Source organism: Thermoplasmata archaeon (assembly GCA_035622275.1).
Classification (GTDB): Archaea; Thermoplasmatota; Thermoplasmata; order Lutacidiplasmatales; family UBA184; genus Lutacidiplasma.
Genome location: DASPVQ010000007.1, coordinates 65,901 through 90,615, shown reverse-complemented (window position 1 = coordinate 90,615; position 24,715 = coordinate 65,901). Strand labels below are relative to the sequence as shown.

27 protein-coding genes are annotated in these 24,715 nt (G+C 72.8%); 11 read left to right on the top strand and 16 right to left on the bottom strand.

Annotation, left to right across the window (positions count from 1 at the left end):
* Nucleotide 1: 1 nt before the first annotated feature.
* Both VEL82_02845 and VEL82_02840 read right to left on the bottom strand, forming a co-directional pair.
* Complete coding sequence (locus tag VEL82_02845; GenBank protein ID HXW66804.1) at nt 2-1,132, bottom strand: exo-alpha-sialidase; 1,131 nt, start codon at nt 1,130-1,132, stop codon at nt 2-4.
* Between the two features lie 14 nt (nt 1,133-1,146).
* Nucleotides 1,147-1,473, bottom strand: coding sequence for a MoaD/ThiS family protein (locus VEL82_02840; GenBank protein HXW66803.1), 327 nt, complete (start codon nt 1,471-1,473; stop codon nt 1,147-1,149).
* Nucleotides 1,474-1,542: 69 nt separating this feature from the next.
* On the opposite strand from VEL82_02840, the gene VEL82_02835 reads away from it, so the two are divergent.
* The gene (locus tag VEL82_02835; GenBank protein HXW66802.1) at nt 1,543-2,058 is read left to right on the top strand and encodes a helix-turn-helix domain-containing protein; all 516 of its coding nucleotides are present in this window, start codon (nt 1,543-1,545) and stop codon (nt 2,056-2,058) included.
* Nucleotides 2,059-2,089: 31 nt separating this feature from the next.
* Here the strand turns inward: VEL82_02835 and VEL82_02830 are convergent, their stop codons facing one another.
* The 4 genes from VEL82_02830 to VEL82_02815 are packed head-to-tail and all read right to left on the bottom strand — an operon-like array spanning nt 2,090 to nt 5,379.
* On the bottom strand, nt 2,090-2,989 hold the full coding sequence (locus VEL82_02830; protein HXW66801.1) for a metal ABC transporter permease: 900 nt from the start codon (nt 2,987-2,989) through the stop codon (nt 2,090-2,092).
* Complete coding sequence (locus tag VEL82_02825) at nt 2,986-3,822, bottom strand: ATP-binding cassette domain-containing protein (GenBank protein HXW66800.1); 837 nt, start codon at nt 3,820-3,822, stop codon at nt 2,986-2,988. Before VEL82_02825 ends, VEL82_02830 begins: the two co-directional genes overlap by 4 nt.
* A 6-nt stretch (nt 3,823-3,828) precedes the next feature.
* Nucleotides 3,829-4,914, bottom strand: coding sequence for a zinc ABC transporter substrate-binding protein (locus VEL82_02820; GenBank protein ID HXW66799.1), 1,086 nt, complete (start codon nt 4,912-4,914; stop codon nt 3,829-3,831).
* A gap of 27 nt (nt 4,915-4,941) precedes the next feature.
* The gene (locus tag VEL82_02815) at nt 4,942-5,379 is read right to left on the bottom strand and encodes a metal-dependent transcriptional regulator (GenBank protein ID HXW66798.1); all 438 of its coding nucleotides are present in this window, start codon (nt 5,377-5,379) and stop codon (nt 4,942-4,944) included.
* Nucleotides 5,380-5,567: 188 nt separating this feature from the next.
* Here VEL82_02815 and VEL82_02810 point away from each other — a divergent pair, with 188 nt between their 5' ends.
* From VEL82_02810 to VEL82_02780, 7 genes are all read left to right on the top strand, one after another.
* Nucleotides 5,568-5,999, top strand: a complete 432-nt coding sequence (locus VEL82_02810) for a cyclic nucleotide-binding domain-containing protein (GenBank protein ID HXW66797.1) — start codon at nt 5,568-5,570, stop codon at nt 5,997-5,999.
* A 101-nt stretch (nt 6,000-6,100) separates the two neighbouring features.
* Nucleotides 6,101-6,898, top strand: a complete 798-nt coding sequence (locus tag VEL82_02805; protein ID HXW66796.1) for an ATP-binding cassette domain-containing protein — start codon at nt 6,101-6,103, stop codon at nt 6,896-6,898.
* Between the two features lies 1 nt (nt 6,899).
* On the top strand, nt 6,900-7,715 hold the full coding sequence (locus tag VEL82_02800) for an ABC transporter permease (protein ID HXW66795.1): 816 nt from the start codon (nt 6,900-6,902) through the stop codon (nt 7,713-7,715).
* A 90-nt stretch (nt 7,716-7,805) separates the two neighbouring features.
* Nucleotides 7,806-8,858 carry a zinc-binding dehydrogenase gene (locus tag VEL82_02795; protein ID HXW66794.1) on the top strand — a complete coding sequence of 351 codons (1,053 nt, stop codon included), beginning with the start codon at nt 7,806-7,808 and terminating at the stop codon, nt 8,856-8,858.
* An 8-nt stretch (nt 8,859-8,866) separates the two neighbouring features.
* Nucleotides 8,867-9,514, top strand: coding sequence for a GNAT family N-acetyltransferase (locus VEL82_02790; GenBank protein HXW66793.1), 648 nt, complete (start codon nt 8,867-8,869; stop codon nt 9,512-9,514).
* 122 nt (nt 9,515-9,636) lie between these two features.
* A complete protein-coding gene (locus VEL82_02785; protein ID HXW66792.1) occupies nt 9,637-11,106 on the top strand; it encodes an ATP-binding protein in 1,470 nt (489 codons plus the stop codon).
* A gap of 101 nt (nt 11,107-11,207) precedes the next feature.
* Nucleotides 11,208-12,266: a response regulator gene (locus tag VEL82_02780; GenBank protein HXW66791.1), complete on the top strand. Its 1,059-nt coding sequence runs from the start codon at nt 11,208-11,210 to the stop codon at nt 12,264-12,266.
* A 10-nt stretch (nt 12,267-12,276) separates the two neighbouring features.
* On the opposite strand, the gene VEL82_02775 is transcribed toward VEL82_02780, so the two are convergent.
* Nucleotides 12,277-13,125 carry a DUF973 family protein gene (locus tag VEL82_02775; GenBank protein ID HXW66790.1) on the bottom strand — a complete coding sequence of 283 codons (849 nt, stop codon included), beginning with the start codon at nt 13,123-13,125 and terminating at the stop codon, nt 12,277-12,279.
* Between the two features lie 137 nt (nt 13,126-13,262).
* Between VEL82_02775 and VEL82_02770 the strand changes: the two genes are divergently transcribed.
* Nucleotides 13,263-14,138: a pirin family protein gene (locus tag VEL82_02770; GenBank protein ID HXW66789.1), complete on the top strand. Its 876-nt coding sequence runs from the start codon at nt 13,263-13,265 to the stop codon at nt 14,136-14,138.
* Here the strand turns inward: VEL82_02770 and VEL82_02765 are convergent.
* The 8 genes from VEL82_02765 to VEL82_02730 are packed head-to-tail and all read right to left on the bottom strand — an operon-like array spanning nt 14,107 to nt 21,881.
* Entirely contained in the window at nt 14,107-15,234 is a 1,128-nt protein-coding gene (locus tag VEL82_02765; protein HXW66788.1) for a M20/M25/M40 family metallo-hydrolase, read from the bottom strand. The genes VEL82_02770 and VEL82_02765 overlap by 32 nt on opposite strands.
* 1 nt (nt 15,235) lies before the next feature.
* On the bottom strand, nt 15,236-16,393 hold the full coding sequence (locus VEL82_02760; GenBank protein HXW66787.1) for an aminotransferase class III-fold pyridoxal phosphate-dependent enzyme: 1,158 nt from the start codon (nt 16,391-16,393) through the stop codon (nt 15,236-15,238).
* Nucleotides 16,390-17,184 carry a [LysW]-aminoadipate kinase gene (locus VEL82_02755; protein ID HXW66786.1) on the bottom strand — a complete coding sequence of 265 codons (795 nt, stop codon included), beginning with the start codon at nt 17,182-17,184 and terminating at the stop codon, nt 16,390-16,392. Before VEL82_02755 ends, VEL82_02760 begins: the two co-directional genes overlap by 4 nt.
* Nucleotides 17,185-17,194: 10 nt before the next feature.
* A complete protein-coding gene (gene argC, locus VEL82_02750) occupies nt 17,195-18,220 on the bottom strand; it encodes an N-acetyl-gamma-glutamyl-phosphate reductase (GenBank protein ID HXW66785.1) in 1,026 nt (341 codons plus the stop codon).
* The gene (gene lysX / locus VEL82_02745) at nt 18,217-19,068 is read right to left on the bottom strand and encodes a lysine biosynthesis protein LysX (protein ID HXW66784.1); all 852 of its coding nucleotides are present in this window, start codon (nt 19,066-19,068) and stop codon (nt 18,217-18,219) included. The genes argC and lysX overlap by 4 nt, the downstream gene beginning before the upstream one ends.
* A complete protein-coding gene (lysW, locus tag VEL82_02740) occupies nt 19,061-19,222 on the bottom strand; it encodes a lysine biosynthesis protein LysW (GenBank protein ID HXW66783.1) in 162 nt (53 codons plus the stop codon). Before lysW ends, lysX begins: the two co-directional genes overlap by 8 nt.
* Nucleotides 19,219-20,601, bottom strand: a complete 1,383-nt coding sequence (gene argH, locus VEL82_02735) for an argininosuccinate lyase (GenBank protein ID HXW66782.1) — start codon at nt 20,599-20,601, stop codon at nt 19,219-19,221. The genes lysW and argH overlap by 4 nt, the downstream gene beginning before the upstream one ends.
* Before the next feature lie 14 nt (nt 20,602-20,615).
* Nucleotides 20,616-21,881, bottom strand: coding sequence for an argininosuccinate synthase (locus tag VEL82_02730; GenBank protein HXW66781.1), 1,266 nt, complete (start codon nt 21,879-21,881; stop codon nt 20,616-20,618).
* Between the two features lie 54 nt (nt 21,882-21,935).
* Between VEL82_02730 and VEL82_02725 the strand changes: the two genes are divergently transcribed.
* The gene (locus tag VEL82_02725; GenBank protein ID HXW66780.1) at nt 21,936-22,595 is read left to right on the top strand and encodes a hypothetical protein; all 660 of its coding nucleotides are present in this window, start codon (nt 21,936-21,938) and stop codon (nt 22,593-22,595) included.
* 53 nt (nt 22,596-22,648) lie between these two features.
* A complete protein-coding gene (locus VEL82_02720) occupies nt 22,649-23,749 on the top strand; it encodes a hypothetical protein (GenBank protein HXW66779.1) in 1,101 nt (366 codons plus the stop codon).
* 14 nt (nt 23,750-23,763) lie between these two features.
* Here VEL82_02720 and VEL82_02715 read toward each other — a convergent pair whose 3' ends face one another.
* Nucleotides 23,764-24,678, bottom strand: a complete 915-nt coding sequence (locus VEL82_02715) for a hypothetical protein (protein HXW66778.1) — start codon at nt 24,676-24,678, stop codon at nt 23,764-23,766.
* Nucleotides 24,679-24,715: the final 37 nt, after the last annotated feature.

Genomic DNA, 24,715 nt, shown 5'->3' with positions numbered 1-24,715 from the left:
CTCAGTCCGGGTTCGCGATGCTCACCGAGTGGATGCCCGGGAACTGGTAGGCCACAAGCTGCCAGGACCGGCCGGCGTTCGGGCTGATGAACAGCTGACCGGTCGTCGTGCCCACGTAGATGCCGTGCGGGGTCAGGGCGTCGGTCGCGATCCCTTCCCGCTGGACGCCGAAGTGGCCGGGGAAGGCCCCCGGTTGGAGCAGCCTCGACCAGCGGCGCCGCTCGTCGTCCCAGGCGTGGACCTGGAAGTATCCCTCACCGGTCACGCGCGCCTGCCCGTTCAGGCGGACGAAGTAGGCGCGGCCCGGGGCGCTTGCCGGCGACGCGACGCAGAAGCCGAAGTCGTCGCCGAGGGCTCGGCCGATCCGCGTCCAGCGCTCCATCCGGTCGCGAGAGACGTACATGCCGCCGTGGTCCTGTCGGTAGAAGACGTCGGGGTTCGCCGCGTCCATCGCGACGTGGTGGACGCACTGGCCCGTCTCGGGGTATTTGGTCGGCAGGAACGGGGTCATCACGCCGCGGTTGACCGGCTTCCAGCTCCCGCCTCCGTCCTCGGATCGGAACGTTCCGACCGCCGACATGCCCACGTAGAGGCGCTGGGGGTCCCGCGGATCGAGCAGGATCGTGTGCAGGCACGCCCCGCCCGCACCGGGCCCCCAGTTCTTGCGGTCCGGGTGCTCGTTGAGGCTGGCCACCCCTTGCCAGCTCGCCCCGAGGTCCGGGCTGCGGAACAACAGATGCGGGTCGGCGCCGAGGAACAGCGTCCCGGGCTCGCTCGGCAGCCCCGGCTCGATGTGCCAGAGGTTCGTGAGCGGCCGCGGCGTCCCGGCGCCCGGGCTGTCGTCGAAGAACGGCCCGGTACGGTCCTTGCGGACCGGCGTCAGGGGCGTGGCGATCTCCTTCCAGGTCTTGCCCCAGTTGCGCGAGCGCTGCACCATCGGGCCCCAGAAACCGTTGTTCACGGCCGCGTAGAGGTCTCCCGGGTGGCGCGGGTCGGCCACCACGTGGTAGACCTCGCTGCCCGCATGGGCGGCCGGGCCCACTCTCCAGGTTCGGCGGCGGCGGTCGCTGTCGACGACGTAGGTTCCCTTGCGGGTCCCGAGAAGGACCCGGACTCTCTGGTTCCGCGGCATGCCCTCTTTCCTCCTCAGCCTCCGGCGATGGAATGGAGGATATCGACCGACCGGGCGCCGGCCAGCGACGTGGTGAGGCCCGTCGTCCCGCTCACGTCCTCCCCGTCCACGAACACGCGAACGTAGCGCCGGAGCTGCCCGGTCTCGTCCCGCAGTCGGAAGCGCAGCCGGGGGTACCGCGCCTCCAGCGCGTCGAGGAGCTCGTCGACGGAGCCCGCGTCGATCGTCTCGCGCCCCCGCGGTCCGAACTCGCGCAGCCAGCTGTCGAGATGCACGTCCAGGCCGGGCACGGCGGCGAGCAGCGTCCTCGGGCTATTGGACTCTTCGCTCCGAGCGATCACGTCCGTGCCTGCGCTGGCGTAAGACCGTAAACCGATATGAGCGGCTGGGGGAATGAAAGTAGGACATCCATGATCGCCCCGGCGCGCCCGACGCCGACCGTCCGCTTCAAGGTCGAGTTTGAGTGCTGCCCGGTCGCGGCCAGTCTCGGGATCCTCGGGCGAAAGTATGCTCTGCAGATCCTCCGGGACATCGCGCTCTATCGCGCGCAGCGGTTCAACGAGATGATGCGGGCGACGCCGGGCCTGACCAAGCGGGTCCTCGCGCTGCGTCTGAGCGAGCTCGAGCGCGAAGGCTTCATCGTGCGCGTCGAGCGGGGGCCCAAGTACGCCCGCTGGGAGGTCACGGAGAAGGGCAACGACGTGTTGCCCGTGCTGATGACCCTGGTGCGCTTCGGTTCCAAGTGGCACGCCGACCGGGTGTTCGCCGACGGCCGGCCCCGCTCCCTGACCGAGATCTTCGACGAGGCGTACGTCCGCCGGGTCCTGGCGGCGCCCGTGGCGAGCCCGCGACGCCGGGCGGGTCGCACGAGCCCGCCCGTCGAGCGGCTCGTGCCCCCGACTCCCGGGGTGCGCGCGACGGCCTGAGCGCTGGGCCACCGAGCGCGCCGCGGTCGGGCTACGTGGACTCCGGGCCCGCCGCGGCCGCCGACGGCGCTTCCCGATCCGACCGAGCGACGAGCCGCTGGCGCGCGAAGCCGGCGGCGCGGACGAGCAGGTACAGCACGAAGGCGATCGTCACGATGAAGAAGCTGACGGGATACGGCTCGTACCAGGAGAGGAAGAGGCCCAGCCATACCGCGAGCAGCGCGACCGCGACCGAGACGAGCGCGGCCCACCTCGGCCGCTGGGTGAGCCGCACCGCGATCGCCGCTGGGGTGACGAGCAGCGCGAAGATCAGGAGCACCCCGACGACCTGCACCGCGAAGGAGATCGCCACGGCGAGGATCAGCATGAACGCGAGCCCGAGCGCCAGCGTCGGGAGCCCTTTCGCCTCCGCGACGTCCTCGTCGAGCGAAGCGAACAGCAGCGGTCGGTACATGAGCGCGAGCGCCACGAGGACGACGACCCCCGCTTCGAGCGTGAGGAGCACCCCCGCGTCGCTGATCCCTAGGATCTCGCCGAAGAGGATCGAATAGGCCTCCGTCGCGTATCCGGCGTACAGGCTCAGGAAGACGAGCCCGACGCCGAGCAGGAAGGCCAGCACGGTCCCGATCTCGATGTCGCGGGTCGAGGCGCGCTTGCCGAGGAGCGCCATGCCCGTGCCCCCGGTCGTCGTGAACAGCAGCAGCCCGTAGACCGGGTTCACGCCGAACAGCACGGCGCCGGCCGCTCCCGAGAAGCCCACATGCCCCAGCGCGTGCGTGGCGAAGGCGGACCGGCGCAGGACGACGAGGTAGCCGACGAGCCCCGCGACGATCGCGATGATCGTGCCCGCTTCGAAGGCGTTCCGCATGAACTCGTACTGCCACATCGCCCGAAGGTCGGTGACGAAGTTCCAGCTGAACGAGTTCGTCATCGGCCCTCCCGCTCGTGTGGGTCCTCGCCGCCCACGATCACGATGTTGCCACGCGAGTCGTGGAGGACCTCGACCGGCACGCCGTAGAGCTCGGTGAGCGACGCCGAGGTCAGCACCTCGGCCGGTGTCCCGGTGGCGACCCGGCCGTTCGCGATGTAGATCACCTTGTCGAGGCATTCGATCAGCGGGTTGATGTCGTGCGCGACGAGGAGCGTCGTGACGTGGCGGGCCCGGACCAGGCGATGGACCACCTCGACCAGCTCCCGCGTCCGACGCAGGTCGAGGTTCGACAGCGGCTCGTCGAGCAGCAGCATGTCCGGCCTCCCGACGAGCGCCTCGGCGAGGAAGATCCGCTGCAGCTCCCCGCCGGAGAGGGCGCTGAGAGGGCGTGTGCCGAGCTCCAACGCGTCGACCGCGGCCAGCGCTTCGGCCGCGCTCCGGCGATCTCGGCCGGCCTTCCAGCCGGGCCCCCAGTGCGTGCCCGAGACCCCCAGCTGCACGAGGGCGTTCGCCGCGACGTGGGTGTCGTTGTCGATCGTGTGGCGTTGGGGGACGTAGCCGATCCGGGGGTTCCCTCGGCGGGGGGGCGCACCGAACAGGCGGAGGCGCCCGCTCGCCGGTCGCTGCAGTCCGAGCAGGAGGCGGAAGAGGGTGGTCTTGCCGGCACCGTTGGGTCCGATGACGGCGACGAACTCGCCGGGTTCGACCTCGAAGTTCGCGTCCTGCCAGACCCGTTTGTCGCGGTAGGCGACCGTCAGGCCCTCGGCCCGCAGCGCGGGCGCCCCGTCCGCGCCGGCCGCCGGCGCGTCCGAGCGGAGGGAGGAGGTCGCCATGGCGCCCTACCGGCCGAGGGCCTCAGCGTCGAGCGCGTTCTCGAGGTCGAGGTACTCGCCGTACATCCAGGACTCGAAGGAGACGTTCGGTGGCTGGATCGTCTCCGTGACCCCGACGACCGTGACGTTGTGGGCCGCCGCGATCGCCTTCATGTTCGTCGTCAGCGGCGTCACGGTCTGCTCGTTGTAGACCAGCACCTTGACGAGCCCGCTCTGCAGCTGGCACTCGAACTGAACGATGCTCTGGGCCGACGGGTCGCTCCCGTCGGCGATCGCCTCCATGAACGCGGGCGGGCTGACGAGGTCGAGATCGGTATAGTTCGCGAGGTAGACGAAGATGCTCTCGGTCGACGCGACGACGGTCCCGGCGAAGCTCTCCCGGATGAGGGCCGCCTGCCCGTAGAGCGAGGCGAGCGAGGCGTTCAGCGTCGCGTAGTTCGCCGCGAAGGAGGCGGTCGCGCTCGGTCGGATCTCGACCAGATCGGCGTACATCGCCGCGACGGTACGGTTGACGTAGACCGGGTCGTACCACATGTGCGGGTTGCCGCTCACGATCCCGCCGGTGACGTTGACACCGTTCAGCTCGCCGACGTTGAGAACGGTCTGTCCGGGGTTGCCGTCCGCCGCGATCAGATCCAGGGCCCACTGGTCGTAGCCGACGCCGTTCACGATGACGAGCTGGGCGTCGGCGATCGCCTGCGCGTCGGACGTGTTCGCCTCGTACTCATGGGGGTCGGCGTTCGGGTCGGTCACGATGCTCAGCACCGACGTCTCGTTCCCGCCCAGCTGGGCGACCAGGCTGCCCCAAAAGTTCTCGGCGGCCACCACCGGGATCGGAGCGAGGGCCGCAGGAGCTCGGTCGGCCGCCGGAGCGACCGCGGGTGGGGGATGAGCGGGCGCCGGGTCCACGGACCTGTCCGGTAGAACCGCGACCGGCGTCGAGCCGGTCGAAGCGGCCTCCGTCGGGATGCCGAGGGCGACCCCCTGGCACATGTCGGGAGGAGCCCGGCTCGTGGCGACGGCGTAGGCCGTCCCCGCGACGACGGCGACCAGCACGACCGCGATGACGATCGACTTGCGAGTCCACTGCATGGCCCCTGGTCCCGCCGCTCCGCGGCGCTAGCCCGGCCGTCCGCTGCCCGGCGCGTGGCACGGCGTGATCGGCTCGCCGTGCGGGCACTCGGTCGGGTGTCGCTGCGCCCGGCAGAGCTCCTCGACGGTCCGGTGCGAGAGCGCCAGGTCGATCTCGTGGGCCGCGGCGCAGGTCGCATCGGGGGACAGCCCGAGACGCCCGAAGAGCGTCTCCGCCACTCGGTGGTGGCGGGCGTACTCGAGGAGGGTCCGACGGCCCTTCTCGGTCAGGCGGCTCTTTCCGCGATATCGCTCGACGAGGCCGAGCGCCTCGAGCGGGGTGAGGTGTCCCAGCGCGGAGGGAGCGGTGAGACGGAGGGCGGCGGCGATCGACTTCAGCGAGGCGCCTCGCTCCTGGGTCTCCCGGCTCCGAACGACCTGGAGGGTCTCGAGCTGCCGTCGGGTCAGGAGGCGGAGGGCTTCCATCGAGCCGGAGAGGGCGAGTCCGAATATAAATGGTACCCTAATAATTTTGGTGCCACTATCTTCGATCGGCCACCCCCGGGGGAGACCGGCGAGCCTGCGTCGGGCCGTGGGCGCCCGACCAGGAGGGTGGGTCGGTCGCTCGGGGGGTGATGTCTATATCTGGGCAGGTGCTCGGTCGGCCGGGTCCCGTGAGCGACGTTTCCATCGCCACGATCGCGGAGGCACTGGGGCGGGCGTCGATCCTCGGGGAGCTACCCGATCGGCACCTGCGCGGGCTCGCCAAGGAGGTGCTGGTCCGCGATGCCGCCGCGGGTCACACCGTCATCAAGCGCGGCGACGACGGGATCGGCTTCTACATCATCCTCTCCGGCGAGGTCGAGGTACGGCGCGGCAACCGCGTGCTCGCCCGGCTCGGGCCGGGTCAGTTCTTCGGCGAGATGGCGCTCTTCGACGACCAGCCTCGGTCCGCCGACGTCGTCGCGACGAAGGCCACCAAGTTCGGCGTGCTCTCCCGCTGGGAATTCACCGGCTTCGCTGAGAGCCACCGCGGCGTTTACAAGGGGATCACGAAGGAACTCGCCCGCCGCCTGCGCGAGACCGACCAGTCGCTCTCGGAGTGAGCGCCCGCCGGGCGCCGGCCGTCCGTCGGCGCGCCATCGGCAAATAGCCCGGCGCGCTGCGCGCTCACCAACCGGCCGCGCCGGCCGCGGCCACCCACTGTATGCCGACCCTCGTCGCACGCGAGCTCACCCGTCGTTTCGGCCGCTTCACGGCCGTCGATCGGGTCTCCTTCGAGGTGGAGGCGGCCGAGGCCTACGGGATCCTGGGCCCCAACGGCGCCGGAAAGACCACGACGATCAAGATGCTCACCACTCTCCTCCCGCCCTCGAGCGGCCACGCCACGGTCGCCGGCTTCGACATCGTGCGCGACGCCGCCCGCGTTCGGGCCGCCATCGGCTACGTCCCGCAGCTCATCTCCGCGGACCCGCAGGTCAGCGGCTACGACAACCTGCGCGTGTTCGCTCGCCTGTATCAGGTTCCCCGCGCCGAACGAGCGGAACGGATCCGGGCGGCGCTCGAGTTCATGGGGTTGAGCGACTTCGCGAACACCCCCGTCAAGCACTACTCGGGCGGGATGATCCGGCGGCTCGAGATCGCCCAGGCGTTGCTGCATCGGCCCCGGATCCTCTTCCTGGACGAGCCGACGGTCGGGCTCGACCCGCTCGCGCGAGAGGCGGTCTGGGGCCAGATCGAGCGGCTGCGCGACGAGCACGCGACCTCGATCGTGCTCACGACCCACTACATGGAGGAGGCCGAGCGTCTGTGCGACCGGCTCGCGATCCTGCACCGGGGCGTTGTCGTGGCCTCGGGCACCCCGGCCGGTCTCAAGGCCGATCTCGGGACCCCCGACGCGAGCCTCGAGAGCGTGTTCGCGCACTTCGCCGGAGAGGAGATGGATTCGGGGGCGGGCTTCCGCGAGATCCAGCGGACCCGGCGCACCGCGATCCGACTTGAGTGACATGGCGCGCGCGACGGAGCCCGCGGTTCCGGGGATCGGGAGCGCGCTCGCCGCCCATCTCGACCGGACCTTCGCGATCGTGGACTACGAGGTCCGCAAGCTCCGGCACGACCCGTCGGAGCTGCTCCTGCGCGCCGTGCAGCCCGCGCTCTGGCTGCTCGTCTTCGGCGAAGTGTTCACGCAGGTCCACGTGATCCCGACCGGGAACCTCACCTACCTGCAGTTCCTCGCGCCCGGCATCCTCTCCCAGAGCGTCCTGTTCATCGCGATCTTCTACGGGATCGCATCGATCCGGGAGCGGGAGCTCGGGATCGCCTACAAGTTCCTCGTGAGCCCGGCCTCCCGGGTGTCGCTGGTAGCCGGCAAGGCGCTATCGGCGAGCGTCCGGGGCCTCTCCCAGGCGACGATCGTCTACGCGCTCGCGATCGCGCTCGGGGTCCGACCGAGCCTCGACCCGCTCTCGATCCTGGGCGTCCTGTTCGCCGTCGTCCTGGGCGCCTGCCTGTTCGCCACCCTGTCGATGATCATCGCGAGCCTGGTCAAGACGCAGGAGCGCTTCCTCGGGATCGGCCAGTTGCTCACCATGCCGCTGTTCTTCGCGAGCAGCGCGATCTACCCGTTGTCGATCATGCCGGGCTGGCTCCGACCGATCGCGCTGGCCAACCCGCTGACCTATCTCGTCGACGCGGTGCGCACGCTGATGATCCCGGGGGCGAGCTCCCTGTTCCCCATCGGGGTCGACTTCGCGGTGCTCCTCGCGGCCACGGTGGCGCTCGTGCTGCTCGAGTCGAGACTGTATCCCCGCATGGCCCAGTGAGCCGGCCGCCGGGCCCAGCGGCGGGCCCGCGCCTGGGTCAACCGGGCTTGACGGCGGCCCCTTCTAGTCGGTTCCGGCTGCTTCAGAGCGATGCGCGCGTTCGTGATGCGCCGAATCGGCGAGGTCGCCACCCTCGACAAGCCCGTCCCGGAGCCGGGTCCCAACGACGCGATCGTGCGGACCACGCGGGCCCTCATCTGCACGTCCGACTGCCACACGGTCCACGGCGCGATCGGTGAGCGCCACGACCTGACGCTCGGGCACGAGTCCGTGGGCGTGATCCATCGCCTGGGCGCGGAGGTGCGCGGCTTCCGGGAGGGCCAGCGCGTCGCGGTCAACGCGATCACGCCGTGCTACGTCTGCGAGAACTGCCTGCGGGGCTTCCCCTCGCAGTGCACCCAGATGCTGGGCGGCTGGAAGTTCGCGAACGTCAAGGACGGGGCCCTCGCCGAGTACTTCCACGTGAACCAGGCCGTCGCGAACCTCGCGCCGATCCCGGACGGGGTGCCGGACGAGATGGCGGTCTACGCCTGCGACATGATGTCGACCGGCTTCATGGCGGCCGAGCACGCCCGGATCCCGCTCGGCGGCACGGTGGCGGTCTTCGGCGCGGGTCCCGTCGGGCTGATGGCGATCGCGGGCAGTCGGCTCCTCGGCGCCGGCGCGGTCCTCGCGGTCGAGACGGTCCCGGCGCGACAGGAGCTCGCGCGCCGGTTCGGGGCGACCGACGTCATCGACTTCGCGCGCGTCGACCCCGTGGCCGAGATCCGCGCGCGGACCGGTGGCGCCGGCGTCGACGCGGCGATCGAGGCGCTCGGAGCGGCCGCGACGTTCGAGAACTGCGTCCGGGTGACGCGTCCGGGCGGTACGATCTCGAACGTCGGGTACCACGGCGAGGGCGAGTTCGTGCGCATCCCCCGGATCGACTGGGGCGTCGGGATGAGCGATCAGACGATCCGCACCGGGCTGTGTCCGGGCGGGCGCGAGCGCATGAGCCGTCTATTGCGCCTGCTCGAGCTGCGACGGCTCGACCCGTCGGCGATGACGACCCACCGCTTCCGCTTCGACGAGATCGAACGCGCGTTCCGGCTGATGGAAACGAAGGGCGACGGGATCATCAAGCCGCTGATCCGGTTCGACTAGATGCGACCATGCCGGATGCCACGCCCCCGGGCGCGGTGCCCTCCCCGGCGCCCGGCCCCCAACGCCGCCCGCTCGCGCGCGGGTCCTCCGATACCGTCGTCCGGTTGCGCGACGGCTCGCGCGTCCGCATCCGGCCGGTGCGGGCTGACGACCGGGAGCGGCTGGGGGCGTTCGTCCATGCGCTCTCCCGGGACGCCCTCGAGCTGCGCTTCTTCGCCCCGGTGCGCGCGGACGAGGTCGTGGATCGCATCCTCGGCACCCGACCGGTCGCCGGTCGAGTCTCGCTGCTGATGGAGACGATGGACGCGGCCCCGAGGATCGTCATCGCCCAGGGCGAATCGGTCCGCGACCCGCCGGATCCCAGCCGCGCCGAGGTCGCGTTCCTCGTGGCCGATGACCGTCAGGGTCAGGGGGCCGCGACGCTGCTGCTCTGGGATCTGGCGCGGCGCGCCCGGGCCCTCGGCGTCCGCCGGTTCTACGCCTGGGTCCTTCGCGAGAACGAGGCGATGCTCGACGTGTTCCGCGGCGCGGGCTTCCCGAGCGACTTCGTCTGGAACGGCACCGAGGGGCGGGTGACGCTCGACGTATCGCGTCCGCCCGCGACCGACACCGCCCACCGCGGGCCCCCGCCCGCGTGGACCCGGTCCCTGCCGTGAGCCGCCCCGGGGGACCGGAGCGCCTCGTCGGCGGGCTTCGTCGCCGAGGGGGGTCCCCGGTGCGCGGCCCCGACGGCGACAGCGACATGAGGCGTAGCCGGGTGAAGGCCGCGAGACCGACGATGGGCTCACCGGATACGCGCGCGCCGATCGGACCCGGGGAGCTCGAGCAGCTGCTCACGCGGGTCCCCGTGGGGATCGCCGTGATCGTCGCGCCGGGGACGATCGGCTGGGCGAATCCGGCGTACTTCGAGGTGACGGGCCGACGGCCGGAGACGGTCGGTCTTGACTTCCACCGCCTGCTCGAGGAAGAGGGCACCTGGTCGAGGCCGATCGGCTCCGCGGTGGACGCGGCGCTCGCCGGCAACGCCTCCGCGACCTTCCGCTCGGTCCGCGCGCGCTATCGGCACCTTCCGGGGGGCGTCTACCTCGACGTCGACGTGCGGCCGCTGCCGTCCGACGACGGCGGACCGGCGCGGGCCCTCCTCATGATCCGCGACGTGACCGATCGCGTCGAGGAGCACCTGCGCGCCACGCTGTTCTACGAGGCGTTCCGCACCTCGACCAACCCGATGCAGCTCACCGACCCGTCCGGGGTGATGATCGACGTCAACCCGGCCTTCGAGCGGGTCTACGGTTACGCGCGGGCAGAGTGCCTCGGCCGCAAGCCGAACCTGGTCCGCAGCCGCCACACCCCGACGGAGGTCTACGAGCGCATGTGGCGCGACCTGACCGACCCGGCGCGCGGCTACTGGGCCGGCGAGATCCTGAACCGGGACCGCTGGGGACGGGAGCGGCCCGTGCTCCTCAGCATCACCGCGATCCGGGCGCCCTCGGGCGAGGTCACCCACTACCTCGGCGTCGCGGTCGACCTCTCGGAGCAGCGGGCCTGGGAGCTGCGGTCCGCCCACGCCGACAAGCTCGCGTCGGTCGGCCAGCTTGCCGCCGGAGTGGCGCACGAGATCAACACCCCGCTCGCGAACGTGATGCTCATCGCCGAGAGCCTGCGACGACGGAGCCCGGAGCTGGCGACCCGCCAGCGCCTCGACGCGATGACCGAGCAGATCGAGGCCGCCGCCCGGATCGTGCGCGGCCTCCTCGACTTCGCGCGGCGGGACGAACCGAAGGTCGCCGATCTGGACCTCGGCAGCGTGGTCCGAGATGCGGTCGACTTCCTGCGCGGCAAGCAGCCGGCCGACGTGGCGCTCGAGCTCGAGCTACCGCCGACGCCGGTGGAGGTCGCGGGGGACCGCGGCCAGCTCCTCCAGGTCGTCACGAACCTATTCAACAACGCGAGCGACGCGATGGGTGGGCGGGGCACCATTCGGATCTACCTGCGCGCCCACGGTGGGCGCGCGGAGCTCGACGTCGTCGACACCGGGCCGGGGATCTCCGCCGAGGCGATGCCGCATCTCTTCGAGCCGTTCTACACGACCAAGCCCGAAGGGGAGGGCACCGGGCTCGGACTCGCGATCTGCCACGGGATCGTGAACGCGCACCACGGCTCGATCACCGCGCGCAACGTGCCCGGCGAGGGCGCGGGATTCCTCGTGTCGCTGCCGCTGCGGCGGGGCGCGGCCGCGGCGGCCTGACCCACCCCTCGACCCCTTGGGGGAACCGCGGCGGCCGCCCGGCCCGTCGCAGGGTGCCGCGGCGTCGCAAACGCTAATCCGCGCCGACCGGTACGACCGGCGTGCGGCTGCTCGTCGTGGACGACGACGCGGTCTTCCGCGACGAGCTGGCCGAGCTCCTGCGCGACGACGGGCACAGCGCGGTCGCGGTCCCCTCCGTCGCGAAGGCGCTTCAGGCGCTCGAGCACGAGGAGGCCGACGTGGTCCTGACCGATCTCAAGATGCCGCGCCAGGGCGGTCTCGAGCTGCTCCGGGAGGTCCGGCAGCGCTGGCCGCGGACCCTCGTCGTCGTGGTGACCGGCTTCGCGAGCGTCGACACCGCGCTCGACGCGATGAAGCACGGGGCGTTCGACTACGTTCGCAAGCCGTTTCGCCTCGAGCAGATCCGCGAGACCCTGCGGCTCGCGGCGGCGGAGCACGAGTTCGAGGCGCCGCCCGAGGCACGCCGGGACCCGGTCCGCGAGGCCCTCGCGCTGGCCGAGTCCGGCCGTCACGACGTGCTCTTCTTCGGCGAGCCCGCGCCCCGGCCCGGCCCGCACATCACCGTGCGGCCCCTCGAGGCGAGCGAGCCGTTCCGGCTCGTCGGCGAGACCGAGGCGTTCGCGCTGGAACACCCGAACGCGGCGGTCGTCCTCGCCGGCGCCGAGCAGCTCCTTGCCGGGCACCGGCTCGAGGAGATCGTGGGCATCCTCGACCGTCTCCGCGACACCCTGGCGGGGCACGGACCGCTGCGCGTCGGCTTCGACGCGCGACGGCTGTTGCCGGCGGCCGCCGCGGCCGTCGGCGGGGCGGTCGCCGGTGACGCGACGCACGTGACCCTCGACGCCGTCGCGAACCCGATCCGGCGCCGGGTGCTGCAACGGCTCGCGGACGGGCCGGCGTCGTTCGGGGACGCCATGGCCGCGGCCGGCCTCGACGACTCGCCGAAGATGTCCTTCCACCTGCGGCGGCTCGTGGAGGCCGGTCTCGTGCGGCACGAGGCGGAGCACTACCGGCTCAGCGGCCGGGGGGAGGCCGCGGTCCGCCTCCTGAGCGACGCCGCCTTCCTTCCCCCGGCGGACGACTCGGCGAACCTCGCCTTCGCCGACCGCTCGCGCGGCCGCCCGGACGACCGCCCCTAGCGGGGGCGGTCTACCCCGGCGGGAACCCTGCGGGTGCGGAGCGCAGGCGCTCCTGGCTGCGCCGCGCCGCCACGAGGACGAGCACGGCGCCCACGACGTTGATGAACGGGAAGATCAAGAGGACGGCGCCGACCTTGAACCGGTCGTCCTGGTAGCGGGTGCCGAGCCGCCAGATCCCGACCAAAAGTCCCACGAAGCCCACGATGACGATGATCGCGAAGATCAGCAGCAGCCCGAGCGCGAGCAGGAGCGAGCCGGGGACGCAGCTCGCGGGGATGGCGCCCGGGGCGAGCCCTCCCGCGCAGTTGAGCGTCTGGACCAGGAGGTAGAGGAGCCAGGCGAACGAGCCGAACAGCAGCACGATCCCGAACAACAGCAGCAGCGTCAGCTTCGCCGGCGTGGAGAAGCGCCGGTCCCGGAGGGCGAGCCGCACGAACGCGGAGCGGTAGAGGAGCGTATAGGTGATCACGAGAGCGACGGCGAGCAGCTCGACGCCGACCTCGATCCAGCCGCGGCTCCCCCCGTAGATCGAGGCACCGGAGCCCGAGGCGCTCACGGACCGAAGGCCGCCGAGGAGGAGGACCGCGATGCTGAGCCCGGCCGCGACGATCGCCAAGATCGCGCCCAGGGCGACCTTCTCCAGCGGCTCCTGGTCGCTCGGCCCGAGCGTCGGGGGCGTTGCGGGGGCGCCCGCGTACGTCGGCGGGTACATCGGCGCGTAGGCGCCCGCGACGGGCGGCCCCGCGGGGGCCGCCGTTCCCATGGCGCCGGCGCCGACCGCGGCACCGCACGACGGGCAGAAGGTCGCTCCGGCCGGATACGGCCGTCCGCAGTACGGACACGTGCCCAGCGCCGCCATCGGTGGCCGAACGCGGTCGACCCCATTAGGGCTCGTCCTCTCGGTGGCTCGTCGGAATGGGGGCAGCCCTCGCGAGTTACCCCGCGGCCCCGTCCTGCTTAAGTAACCCAAAGTAATTGAGTGAAGCGAGGCAACTGATGCCGGAACCGACCCGCTCCATCACGCACCGCCTTCCGGGACAGCCGACGATCGAGGGCGCCGGCGTGCGGCTCCGCCGCTCGTTCTCGAATCCGGAGGTCCCGCTGTTCGACCCGTTCCTCCTCCTCGACCGCTTCGGCTCGTCGAACCCGGCCGACTACCTGGCGGGATTCCCCTGGCACCCGCACCGCGGCATCGAGACCGTGACCTACGTGCTCGACGGCCTCGTCGAGCACGGCGACACCCTCGGCAACTCCGGCGTCATCGCCTCGGGCGACGTCCAGTGGATGAACTCCGGCAGCGGCATCATCCACCAGGAGATGCCGCAGCGGACCGACGGACCGATGTCCGGCTTCCAGCTCTGGGTGAACCTACCCGCGCGCGAGAAGATGAGCGTGCCCGCCTACCGGGGCCTCCGGGCCGAGGAGATCCCCGAGGTCGCGACCGACGCGGGAGATCGCGTCAAGGTCGTCGCCGGGACGTTCGGGCGCGTCGAGGGCCCCGTGCGGGGGATCCCGGTCGACCCGCTGTACCTCGACGTGCGCGTTCCGCCGGGCGGGGAGTTCGAGCTCCCGACCTCGCCGGGCTACACCGTCTTCAGCCACACGATCGACGGCGCCGGCACCTTTGCCGGCGCGGACCCCGCGCCGGTGGGCGCGGGCGAGACCGCCCTTTTCGGGCCGGGCGGGCCGGTCCGGGTCCGTGCCTCGGAGGCCGGCCACCGCTTCCTCCTCGTGTCCGGCCGCCCCCTCCACGAGCCGGTCGCCTGGTACGGCCCGATCGTCATGAACACGCCCGCGGAGCTGCGCTCGGCGGTCCGGGAGCTCGAGACCGGCGAGTTCGTCAAGCATCGGCGCCCGATCCTCGAGGAATAGGCCGGCGCGGACCGGCGCCCCGCGCGCGGCGGGAGGCTCGGGCCGATCGACGCGGGTTCCCGCGCGTCCGGCCGAGCCCCCGACCCTCGTGGGCGAGCCGCTCGAAGGCCGTCCGCAGCACGGTCGCCGAGCGCTCGAGCTCGGCCACGGAGAGCGACTCGCGCGCGGTGTGGTCGAGCTTGGCGTCCCCGGGGCCGTACGCGGCGGCCGGCACGGCCCACACCGGCACGACGACGTTCAGGTCCGACGTGCCGCTCTTGCGCCAGAGCGTCGGCCGGGTTCCCAGCGCGCGGATCCCTTCCGACAGCGCCAGCACCGTCGGGTTGACGCGGCTCACCTCGATCGGCTCGGCCCGGATGCGGACGGAGAGCCGCGGGTGGCCGGGATCGCTCGGCAGCATCCCGAGGACCTCCTCGGTCGAGACGCCGGGCGGGAGCCGGAAGTCGACGGTGACGCGGGTGGTCTCCGAATCGCCCGCCCGGCGGCTCTCGACCGCGACCGTCTTGGCCGTCAACGACGCGAAGAGCGATTCGGTGTGGCGGGCGAGCGCGAGGCCGCGGACCGCGGCGGTCCAGTCGAGCGCGACGTCGGTGGTCGTGGGTGTGGGGCTCGAGTAGTGGGTCCGGCGGCCGCGGAACGTCGCGACGACCTGCAGTTCGCCCTTGTAGCCGATCGTGACCCCGTCCCAGCCGCTGGGCTCCCCGACGATGACGCGGTCCGGCGCGCGGCGGCCGAGCAGGTGGCGGGCGCCCCGGCTGTCGGCCTCCTCTCCCACCGCCGCGACGATCGTGACCTCGCCGGGGCCCTCGAAGCCCCGGCCGGCCCACAGGGCCGCGGCCAGGGCACCCTTCGCATCGACCGAGCCGCGCCCGTAGACCCGGCCCCCCCGGCGTCGCACGGGCCGCCGGCCCTCGACCGTGTCGATGTGCCCCAGGAACCAGAGGCGGGGACGCCCGCGCCCGCGTCGGGCAAAGCCGTTGCCGGCCCGGTCCACCGAGGTCGCGAAGCCGAGGTCCCGCGCGATGCGCCGGAACTCGCGCACCGCCCCCCGCTCCCGCCCGGACGGGCTGTAGCGGGCGACCAGGCGGGCGAGCACGTCAGCCGGGCCCGTGGGCGGTCACCTCCTCGATCGCCGTCAGCCCGGCCGCCCAGTCCGCCTCGTCGATGACGAGGGGCGGCAGCAGGCGCAGCACCGTGGCGCCCGCGGGGATCGCGAGGAAGCCGCGGGACTCGAGCGCGGCGAGGTACGGCACGACCTTCTCTCGCAGCTCGATGCCGAGGAGCAGCCCGAGCCCCCGCACCTCCCGCACTCGCTCGCGGGAGAGGCCCGCCAGTCGCGCGCGCGCCGCCTCGCCGAGGCGCTCCGCCCGCTCGGCGAGGCGCTCGCGCACCACGAAGTCGAGGGCCGCGAGCCCGGCGGCGCAGGCGAGCGGGTTGCCCCCGAACGTCGAGTGATGGCTTCCGCGGAACCGCTGCTCCACCTCCGGGGTGGTCACGGTCGCTCCGATCGGGACGCCGCCGGCGAGCGACTTCGCGAGCAGGAGGAGGTCCGGGACGACGCTCCAGCGCTCGAACGCGAAGAGGCGGCCGGTCCGCGCGATCCCGGTCTGGACCTCATCGAAGGCGAGGAGGGCACCCGTCCGATCGCACGCGGCCCGCGCCGCGCGCAGGAACCCCTCGGTGGCGACGTGGACCCCGCCCTCGCCCTGCACCGGCTCGAGCAGCACGAGGGCGGTCGTCTCGTCGACCGCGGCCTCGAGCGCCGCGGCATCGTTGAACGGTACGTGGACGAACCCCGGGACGAGCGGCTCGAACGGTTCGCGCAGCTCCTTGCGCCAGGTGGCGCTCAGCGCGCCCAGCGTGCGGCCGTGGAACCCGCGCATCGCCGCGACGACCCGGGGGCGGCCGGTCGCGCTTCGCGCGATCTTGAGGGCGGCCTCGACCGCCTCGGTCCCGGAGTTCGACAGGAACACCCGGCCGAACGACGGCGGGAGCAGCCCGAGGAGCCGCTCGAGGAACTGCGTGCGGACCGGGCTGCGGTAGCCCGAACCGAGGTACGCGAGCGTGCGGGCCTGGGCCGCCACCGCGGCCGCGACCTCCGGGTTCGCCGCGCCGAGGCTCCCGGCGCCGTGGGTGGCGCCGAGGTCGACGTACCGGCGGCCCTGCGCGTCCCACAGAAGCGCCCCCTCGCCGCGCACGATCGTGAGCGGCCGACGGGTCGAGCCCCCGAACTCGAGCGAGGCGGCGGCCGTCATTCGAACACCGTTCCGTCGCCGGCCAGCGCGCGATCGACCGGGTTCGGGCCCTGCGAGGGAGCGATGACGACCCGGCCGACACCCGCCCGCAGCGCGGCCTGGGCCGCCAGGACCTTCTTCTTCATCCGCCCGGCCGCGAGCGGCAGCACCTGCTCGATGCCGTCGCGCGCCACCCGCGAGATCCGCGAGGCGGGATCGCTGCGGTCGCGCAGCAGCCCGTTCACGTTCGTCAGCAGGAGCAGCGCCTCCGCCCCGACGGCGCCCGCGACCTCGGCCGCGACGCGGTCGGCGTCGACGTTGAGGATCTCACCGCCCTCGCTCACCGCCGGTGGCCCGATCACCGGTACGAGACCGAGGTCCGTGAGGGAGCCGAGGAGCGCCGCATCGACGCGCTCGATCGTCCCCGACCGGTCGTCGGAAAGCCGCACCACGTGCCCGTCGACGACCTCGCGCGCCCCCTCCTTGCGGCGCGCGAGGAGGAGTCCGGCGTCGACCCCCGAGAGTCCGATCGCCCGGACGCCCCGAGCCAGCAGCGCGGCGACGATTTCGGTCTGCACGGCGCCGGCGAGGGCGAGGACCAGGACCTCGAGATGGGCCGGATCGCTGCGGCGCGAGACGACCCCGCTCGGGGAGGTGTAGTACTGCGCCGGTCGGCCGAGCGCCTCGCCGAGGCGATCCACGCGCTCCGAGCCGCCGTGCACGACGAGGAAATCGCGACGGGCCGCCAGATCGTCCAGGACCGCGTCCCGCGCGTTCCCGGCGGCCCCGCCGATCTTGACGACGATCGTCATCCGCGAGCCCTCAGATCGGGTGGAGCCCGGCGAACTCGAGCCCGGTCGTCTCGGGCCATCCGGCGCGCACGTTGAGGCACTGCACGGCCGCGCCCGCGGCGCCCTTCATCAGGTTGTCGAGGGCGGCGATCGCGACCACGCGCCCGGCGTGCGCGTCGGAGGCGAAGCCGACGTCGCAGAAATTGGTGCCCGCGAGGATCTTCGGCTCCGGCTCGCGGTGGATCCCGTCGGCGTCATGCACGATCCGAACGAACGGCTCGGCGGCGTACCGGCCCCGGTAGAGGCGCCAGAGCGCCGTGTCGTCGAGCGGGCGGGCGACGAACGCGTGGGCCGTCGCGAGCACCCCGCGCACGGCCTCGACCGCGTGGCAGGAGAGCGCGACCGTAGCGCCGACCTCCTGCTCGATCTCGGCCGTGTGCCGATGGCCCGCCGGGGCGTACGCCCGCATGACCCCCGAGCGCTCGGCGTGGGTGCCCGCCGGCCCCGGTTCCTGGCCGCTCGCCGACGAGCCGGTCTTCGCGTCGACGACGACCGGCCGGTCGGCGAGCGCGCCGGCCGCCGCGAGCGGATGGAGGGCGAGGATCGCGGCGGTCGCGATGCAGCCCGGGACCGCGATGAGTCGCGCGGAACGCAGCGCCTCCCGGTGGAGCTCTGGTAGACCGTAGACGGCCTCGGCGAGGAGCGCGGGGCGCGGGTGCTCGCGGTGGTAGTACCGGGGGTAGGCGGCCGGATCGCGCAGACGAAAGTCGGCGGAGAGATCGATCACGATGCCACCGGCGTCGACGAGCCCGGGTACCCGCGCCACCGACTCGCCGTGCGGCGTCGCGAGGAAGGTGACGTCGGCCCGGCCCAGCTTCGCGTGCGGCGAGAATGCGAGCTCGGTCGCCCGGCGCAGGTTCGGATGGGCCCGCGCGACCGGCTTACCGGCCATCGAGTCGCTCGTGACCTGGGCGACCTCGACCTCGGGGTGCCGCAGCAGCAGTCGCAATAGCTCGCCACCGACGTAGCCGGAGCCTCCGACGATCGCGACCTTCATCGGCGTCCCTCGGCGACCGCGAAGTCGACGATCGCCCCGGCGACGTCCGCGCCGGTCGCGGCGGCGAGCGCCTTGAACTCGGGGGTCGGGTTCACCTCGTGCACGACCAGCCCGCCGGGCGACTCCATCAGGTCGACGGCCAGCACGCCGCCGCCCATCGCGGCGGCCGCGCGCAGCGACAGCTCGGCGAGCGGCGGCGAGAGCGCGAGGGGCTCGGTGGTGGCGCCGCGGGCCGCGTTCGTCCGCCAGCCGACCGAGCGTCGGTACATCCCGGCGATCGGCCGTTCCCCGACCACGAGGACCCGCAGGTCCCGCTCGGGCTTCGGCACGTACTCCTGGACGTAGAAGATCGAGTGCATCGGCGCGCCGAGCGCGCTCTTGTGCTCGACGATCTGCTCGGCCTCGTCCGGGCTCCCGACCTTCGCCATCAGGCGGCCCCACGAACCGACGGCCGGCTTGAGCACCGCCGGATAGCCCACCCGATCGAGCGCCTTTAGCGCGGCCTCCGGCGAGAGGGCGACGACCGTCTTCGGGGTCGGGATCCCGCGCTCGGCCAGCCGTAGCGAGGCGAGGATCTTGTCGCCGGCGACCTCGATCACCTCGGGTGCGTTGATGGTCGGGAGACCGTAGTGGGAAAAGAAGCGGGCCGCGTAGAGCGCCCGGGTGTGGCTGACGGAGCGGTTGAGGACGAGATCGGCGTCGACGTCCGGCCGATCGAGCCCGAACGTCACCTCGGCGTCATCGATCCGCACGACGGCGAGGCCCCGCGCCTCGGCGGCGGCGAGGATCGCCTTCTCTTCGGGCCGGACGATGGTGTAGAAGACGCCGAGCCGGAACCCGTCACTCACCCCAGTCCTCGGCCTCTTTGGGGGCGGGCTGGACCGCGAAGGGATCCGTCGCCAGCACCTCGAGCTCGGTTCCGCAGTCGGGGCAGGAGAAGACCTCGCCCAGCACCTTGTCGTGACTCTCGACGCTCGCTCCGCATTCGGGACATTCGCTCATGGTTTCGCCTCGTTCAGCAGTTCCTCGATCCGCTCGACCTTGCGCTCGAGCGAGGAAAGGGAGGCCCGGCGGGCCGCGAGCGAGGCCCGCGCCCGGGCGAGCTGCTCGACGACGCGGTCCGGCGCCGGGGCGCCGGGGGTGGCGCGCGCGGCGAGCGCCTGCGAGGGCTCGCCGGCGGCCGTCGCCGAGCCCACGGAAGCGTACTCGCGCGCGATGCGCTCGTGCGCCTCGCGGAACGGCGCTCCCGCCGCGACCAGGCGCTCGGCGCGATCCGTGGCGAGCAGGCCGGGGTCCGCGGCCGCGGCCCGCAACTTCGACATGTCGAAGCGGACCGAGCCCAGCAACGCGCTCAGCACCTCGACCACCGACCCGACGGTCTCCACCGCATCGAGCAGGGGCGCCTTGTCCTCCTGCAGGTCCCGGTTGTAGGTCAGCGGGAGGCCCTTGAGCACGGTCAGGAGCGCGACGAGGTCGCCGACCACCCGGCCGGTCTTCCCCCGCGCGAGCTCGGCGAGATCCGGGTTGCGCTTCTGCGGCATCAGGCTGCTACCAGCGCCGAGGGCCTCGGTGCGCTCGAGGAATCCGAACTCGCTCGAGGCGTAGAGGACGATCTCCTCGCCGAGGGAGCTCGCGTGCACGGCGACCAGCGCGAGATCGAACAGGAGCTCCGCGATCGCGTCGCGATCGCTGACCGCGTCCATCGAGTTCTCGAACACCCGCTCGAAGCCAAGGCGGCGGGCCGACGCGGCGGGATCGATCGGCAGCGTGGAGCCGGCGAGGGCGCCCGCGCCGAGCGGCGACACGTCGGCCCGATGCGCGGTGGCCAGGAGGCGATCGAGGTCGCGATCCAGGCGCCAGAAGTGCGCGAGGAGCCAGTGGGCGACCGAGACGGTCTGGGCCCGCTGGAGATGCGTGTAGCCCGGCATCGGAACCTCCACGGTCTCCGCGGCCCGCTCCAGCAGCGTCCGGGCCAGCGCCGCGAGCCGGTCCGCGCTCGCCCCGATGGCGGCGCGAAGGAAGAGTCGCTCGTCGACGGCGATCTGGTCGTTGCGGCTGCGAGCCGTATGGAGCTTGCCGCCCACCGGCCCGACCAGCTCGGTCAACCGGACCTCGACGTTCGTGTGAACGTCCTCGAGCTCCGGACGCCAGGGGAACGATCCGTCCGCGACCTCCCGCGCGACCGCCCGCAGACCGCGGACGAGCTGGGCGGTCTCTTGCGCGGTCAGCAGGCCGCTCGCGCCGAGCATCTCGACGTGCGCGATGCTGCCGGCGAGGTCGACACGCGCCAGCGGCCGGTCGACCGGCAGGGAGGAAAGGAACGGGAGGTTGGCCGTCCGCACGTACGCCGGCGCCGACGCCTCAGGACCCGAGCCGGACACGTCGATCGTCCTCGCTACGGGCGCAGCTTGCTCGCGAGGGTCGCGGTCGGGTGGGCCTCGATGGACGACCAGGTCCGCGAGGGGAGCCCCCAGACATAGATGAACCCCTCCGCCATCTCCTGGCGGAACCGGTCGCCGCTGGAGTAGGTCGCGAGCCCGTGCTGGTACAGCGAGAAGGGCGACCGGCGCCCGACGACCCGGGCCGAGCCCTTGTACAGCTTCACGGCGACCTCGCCCGTCACCCGCGGCTGGGTCGTCGCGACGAACGCCTCGAGCGCCGCGCGGAGCGGCGAGAACCATAGCCCGTCGTAGATCAGCTGCGCGTAGCGCAGCTCGACCGCCCGCTTGAACTCCAAGAGGTCGCGCGGCAGCACGAGGGCCTCGAGGGCCCGGTGCGCCTCGATGAGCACCGTCGCCGCCGGGCACTCGTAGACCTCCCGCGACTTGATCCCGACCACCCGCGACTCGAGATGGTCGATCCGGCCGACACCGGCGGCGCCGGCGACGCGGTTGAGACCGAGGATCAGATCGAGGAACGGTGTCCGGCTCCCATCGAGGGAGACCGGCAGGCCGCCGTCGAACCCGAGCCGGACGATCCGCGGCTCGTCGGCCGCCGCCTGCGGCGAGGTCGTCCAGCCGTACACCTCCTCCGGCGGCTCGACGGACGGGTCCTCGAGGATGCCGCACTCGACCGAGCGGCCCCACAGGTTCTCGTCGGTGCTGTACGGGGTCTTCGGGCCGGTGGGCAACGAGATGCCGTGCGCCGTAGCGTAGGCGACCTCGGCCTCGCGGCTCATGTTCCACTCGCGGGCGGGCGCCATCACCTCGACCTCCGGGGCGAGGCTCGTCGTCGAGAGATCGAAGCGGACCTGATCGTTCCCCTTCCCGGTGCACCCGTGGGCGATGAACGAAGCGCCCTCGCGCCGCGCGACCGCGACCAGGTGACGGCCGATGAGCGGGCGGGCCAGGGCCGTGCTGAGCGGGTAGACGCCCTCGTACAGCGCGTTGGCGCGCAGCGCGGGGCCGATGAACTCCTCCGCGAACTCCCGCCGAGCGTCGACCACGACGGCGCGGACCGCGCCGGCCGCCAGCGCCCGATCCCGGACGGCCGCGAGATCGACCGGCTGCCCGACGTCGACCGTCAGGGCGACCACGTCGGCGCCCTTCTTCTCCTTGAGCCACGGGATCGCGACGGTCGTGTCGAGACCCCCGGAGTACGCGAGAACGACCTTGGACCGGCTCACGGCGCCTGCCTTCTGCGCCTCGCCACGGGACGTCACGCTCTTATACCGTGCGGCCGCCTGTGGACATTTTGCGGCAGGAGTGTCCCAAACATGACAAAACAGTCCGGCGCCGCCTCCTCGGTAGCGGGGCGGGTCCGGGAGTACCTGGACGGCCACCCCGCGGTCGCGGACGCGCTGCGGCTCGAGATCGGGAACTACTCGGCGATCGCGCGTCGCATCAGCGCCGACCTGGGGATCCCCTCCTCCGCGGGGATCGTCGCCGCCTGCCGTCGCTTCCCGAGGGGCCGGGGCGCCTCGGTTCGCGAGTCGGGGGTGCGGCGCGTGCTGCGGAAGAGCCGGATCGAGACCCGGACCAAGGTGGCGGCCGTGACCCTCGGGCTCGGGGCGGACGTCCTCCAGCGCCTCGGCGATGTCGTCGAGGAGCTGCTGGACGAGAACTCGCTCTGCCGCATCATCCAGGTCTCCCGCGGGACGGTGGTGATCCTGGACGAGGACTCGGTGCTGCGGGTGACCCGGGTGCTCCGCGGCACGCAGGTCGTCGCGGTCCGCAAGGGGCTGATCGAGGTCGCGGTCACGAGCCCGGAGAGCATCGAGCAGACCCCGGGGCTCCTGACCCTGCTCACCGGCGTGCTGTCGGCGCAGGGCATCAACATCGTCGAGGCGCTCTCGTGCTACACGGACACGATCTTCCTGCTGGACCAGGCCGACCTGAACGCCGCGATGGGCGTCCTCACGAAGACGCTCGACTGAGGCGACCCGAGCCCTCCGTCAGGTTCACGACCCGGGCGGTCTGCTCTGGCACCATGCCCGGCGCCCCGGCGCGTCCGCCGGCGGAGGTCCTCGCCCGCTTCGTGCTCGAGCGGATCCTCTGCCTCCGGCGGGGGGAGACCCTCACGGTGGAGGCCTGGAGCCACGGCGTCCCCTGGGCTCGAGCGCTCATCGTGGCGGCGCGGCGCCGCGGCGCGACTGCGACCCTCGTCGTCGAGGACGAGCCGGCCTTCTTCGAGGGGCTGGCGACGCGGGGCGCTCGATCCCCGCGGCCGTTCGCCGCGCGCCCATCCCGCTCCGACGCGCTCGTCCGCCTCGAGGGCCCCGAGGCGTTCCCGCGGTTGTTCGGGATCGACCGCGACCGGATCGACCGAATGCTCGGTCCGGCCGCACCGGACGCGCGCGATCCGTCGCGCGGTCGACCCCGGTCCGTGCGGCTCCGCGTCGCCGACGCGAGCGCGATCGCGGCGGCGCGGTTCGGCCTCGATGCGGAACGCTGGGAGGCCGAGCTGTATCGCGCGAGCCTGGTGGATCCCCGCCGCCTCGTGGCCGCCGGCCGGCGGCTGACGCGCTCGCTCGGGCGATCGCGTTCGCTGCGCCTACGGCATCCGAACGGCACCGACCTCTCGCTGCGCCTCTCCGCGGCGCCCCCGCGGATCTGGAGCGGCCGCGCCTCGGCCGATACGCCCGGCGATCTCCCGGGCGGGCTGTGGACGGCCCGCATCTCGGCCGGATCGGCCTCCGGCGTCTGGGAGACGAACCGGCCCGCGTACGACCGCTGGGCGCGGACCCCCGTCGTGACTCGGGCGCGGTTGCGCTTCGTGGCAGGACGGCTGCGCGAGTTCGACTGCGAGTCGGGCGAGGAAGCGCTCGCGGCCTTCGTCCGGTCCGGCCGGGGCCGGGTACGTCCCCTGCGGCTCGCGATCGGCCTGAACCCCGAGATCGACCGCGCGCCCGAGGTCGGGGAGCTCGGGGACGGGGTCGCCTCGCTGTGGGTGGGCGCGCGACCGCCCGCGAGCACGGGCGGCGGGCCCCGGTTCTCCTTCGTGGCGTCGCTCTCGGGGGCCGAGATCGAGCGGGACGGGCGGACGTGGCCCGTGGCTAGGCTCGTGGCCGGTCCGCCCGCCCGCCGCTGATCGCGGCGCGGGCGTCAACCGCCGAGATGGTCGGCGAACGCTGCGGCCATGGCGCGCGCGTGCTCGAGGTGGCGCGCGGAGATCTGCTCCACGTTCACCCCGAGCGGGACCTCGAGGCCCGCGCGCTCGGTACGTTCGACCACCTCGTCCCACACCTCGAGCGAGCGGGCCACGCTCCGCTCGGCGGCGCCGGTCTCGTCACCTTCCAGGATCGCCCGCTCGGCGGCTTCGGGTACGTCCGCGCCCAACCATCGGACGAATTCGGCGTCCTGCTCGTCGACCAGCGGGGCGGTGCTCACCAGGACCGGGGCGGCCGGGAGGGACGCCTGGCGGCAGAGCAGGTCGTACTGCTGGAGGAGGCGGCCGGTCGCGTCGGCGTCGAAGACGATCTGCGTCGTGAAGAACGTCGCGCCGGCCCGGGTCTTGGAGAGCATCCGGTGGGGCTCCCCCTCGCGCTGGGGGATCGCGATGTTGCCCACGAGCCCCCCGTGCCGCTCGACGATCGGCCGGCAGATCCGGTCGGCCTCGGTCACGCTCGGGCCCGGGTACGGGATGTAGCGGCTCGTGCCGCCGACCAGCACGACGTGGTGGACCCCGAGGCCGACGGTCTCCTCCGCCCACCGCTCGACGTCGAGCACGCTGGCGAGGTGGGCCACGACCTTGTTGACGAGGACCTCTCGGTGGGTCCGCTCCCCGATCGTCCGCGCGAAGGCCCGCGGGTCGGCAGATCGATAGAGCGGCCGGCCCTCGTGATTCTCGTCGACGAGTTCGGGCACGTCGACGGCGTCGATCCTCGGGATCGACGTGACGAGGCCGACGATCGCCTCGACGGTCGCCGCCGCTCGGGCAGGCGAGCCGCGCGCCGGCGGCGGGGCCGGTTCGAAGAACAACGGGGTACCCGCGAGCGCCTCCCGGAGTCTGCGCGCCATACCGCCGGTCCTGCCGAGGCCGACCGGAGGGCCGGGT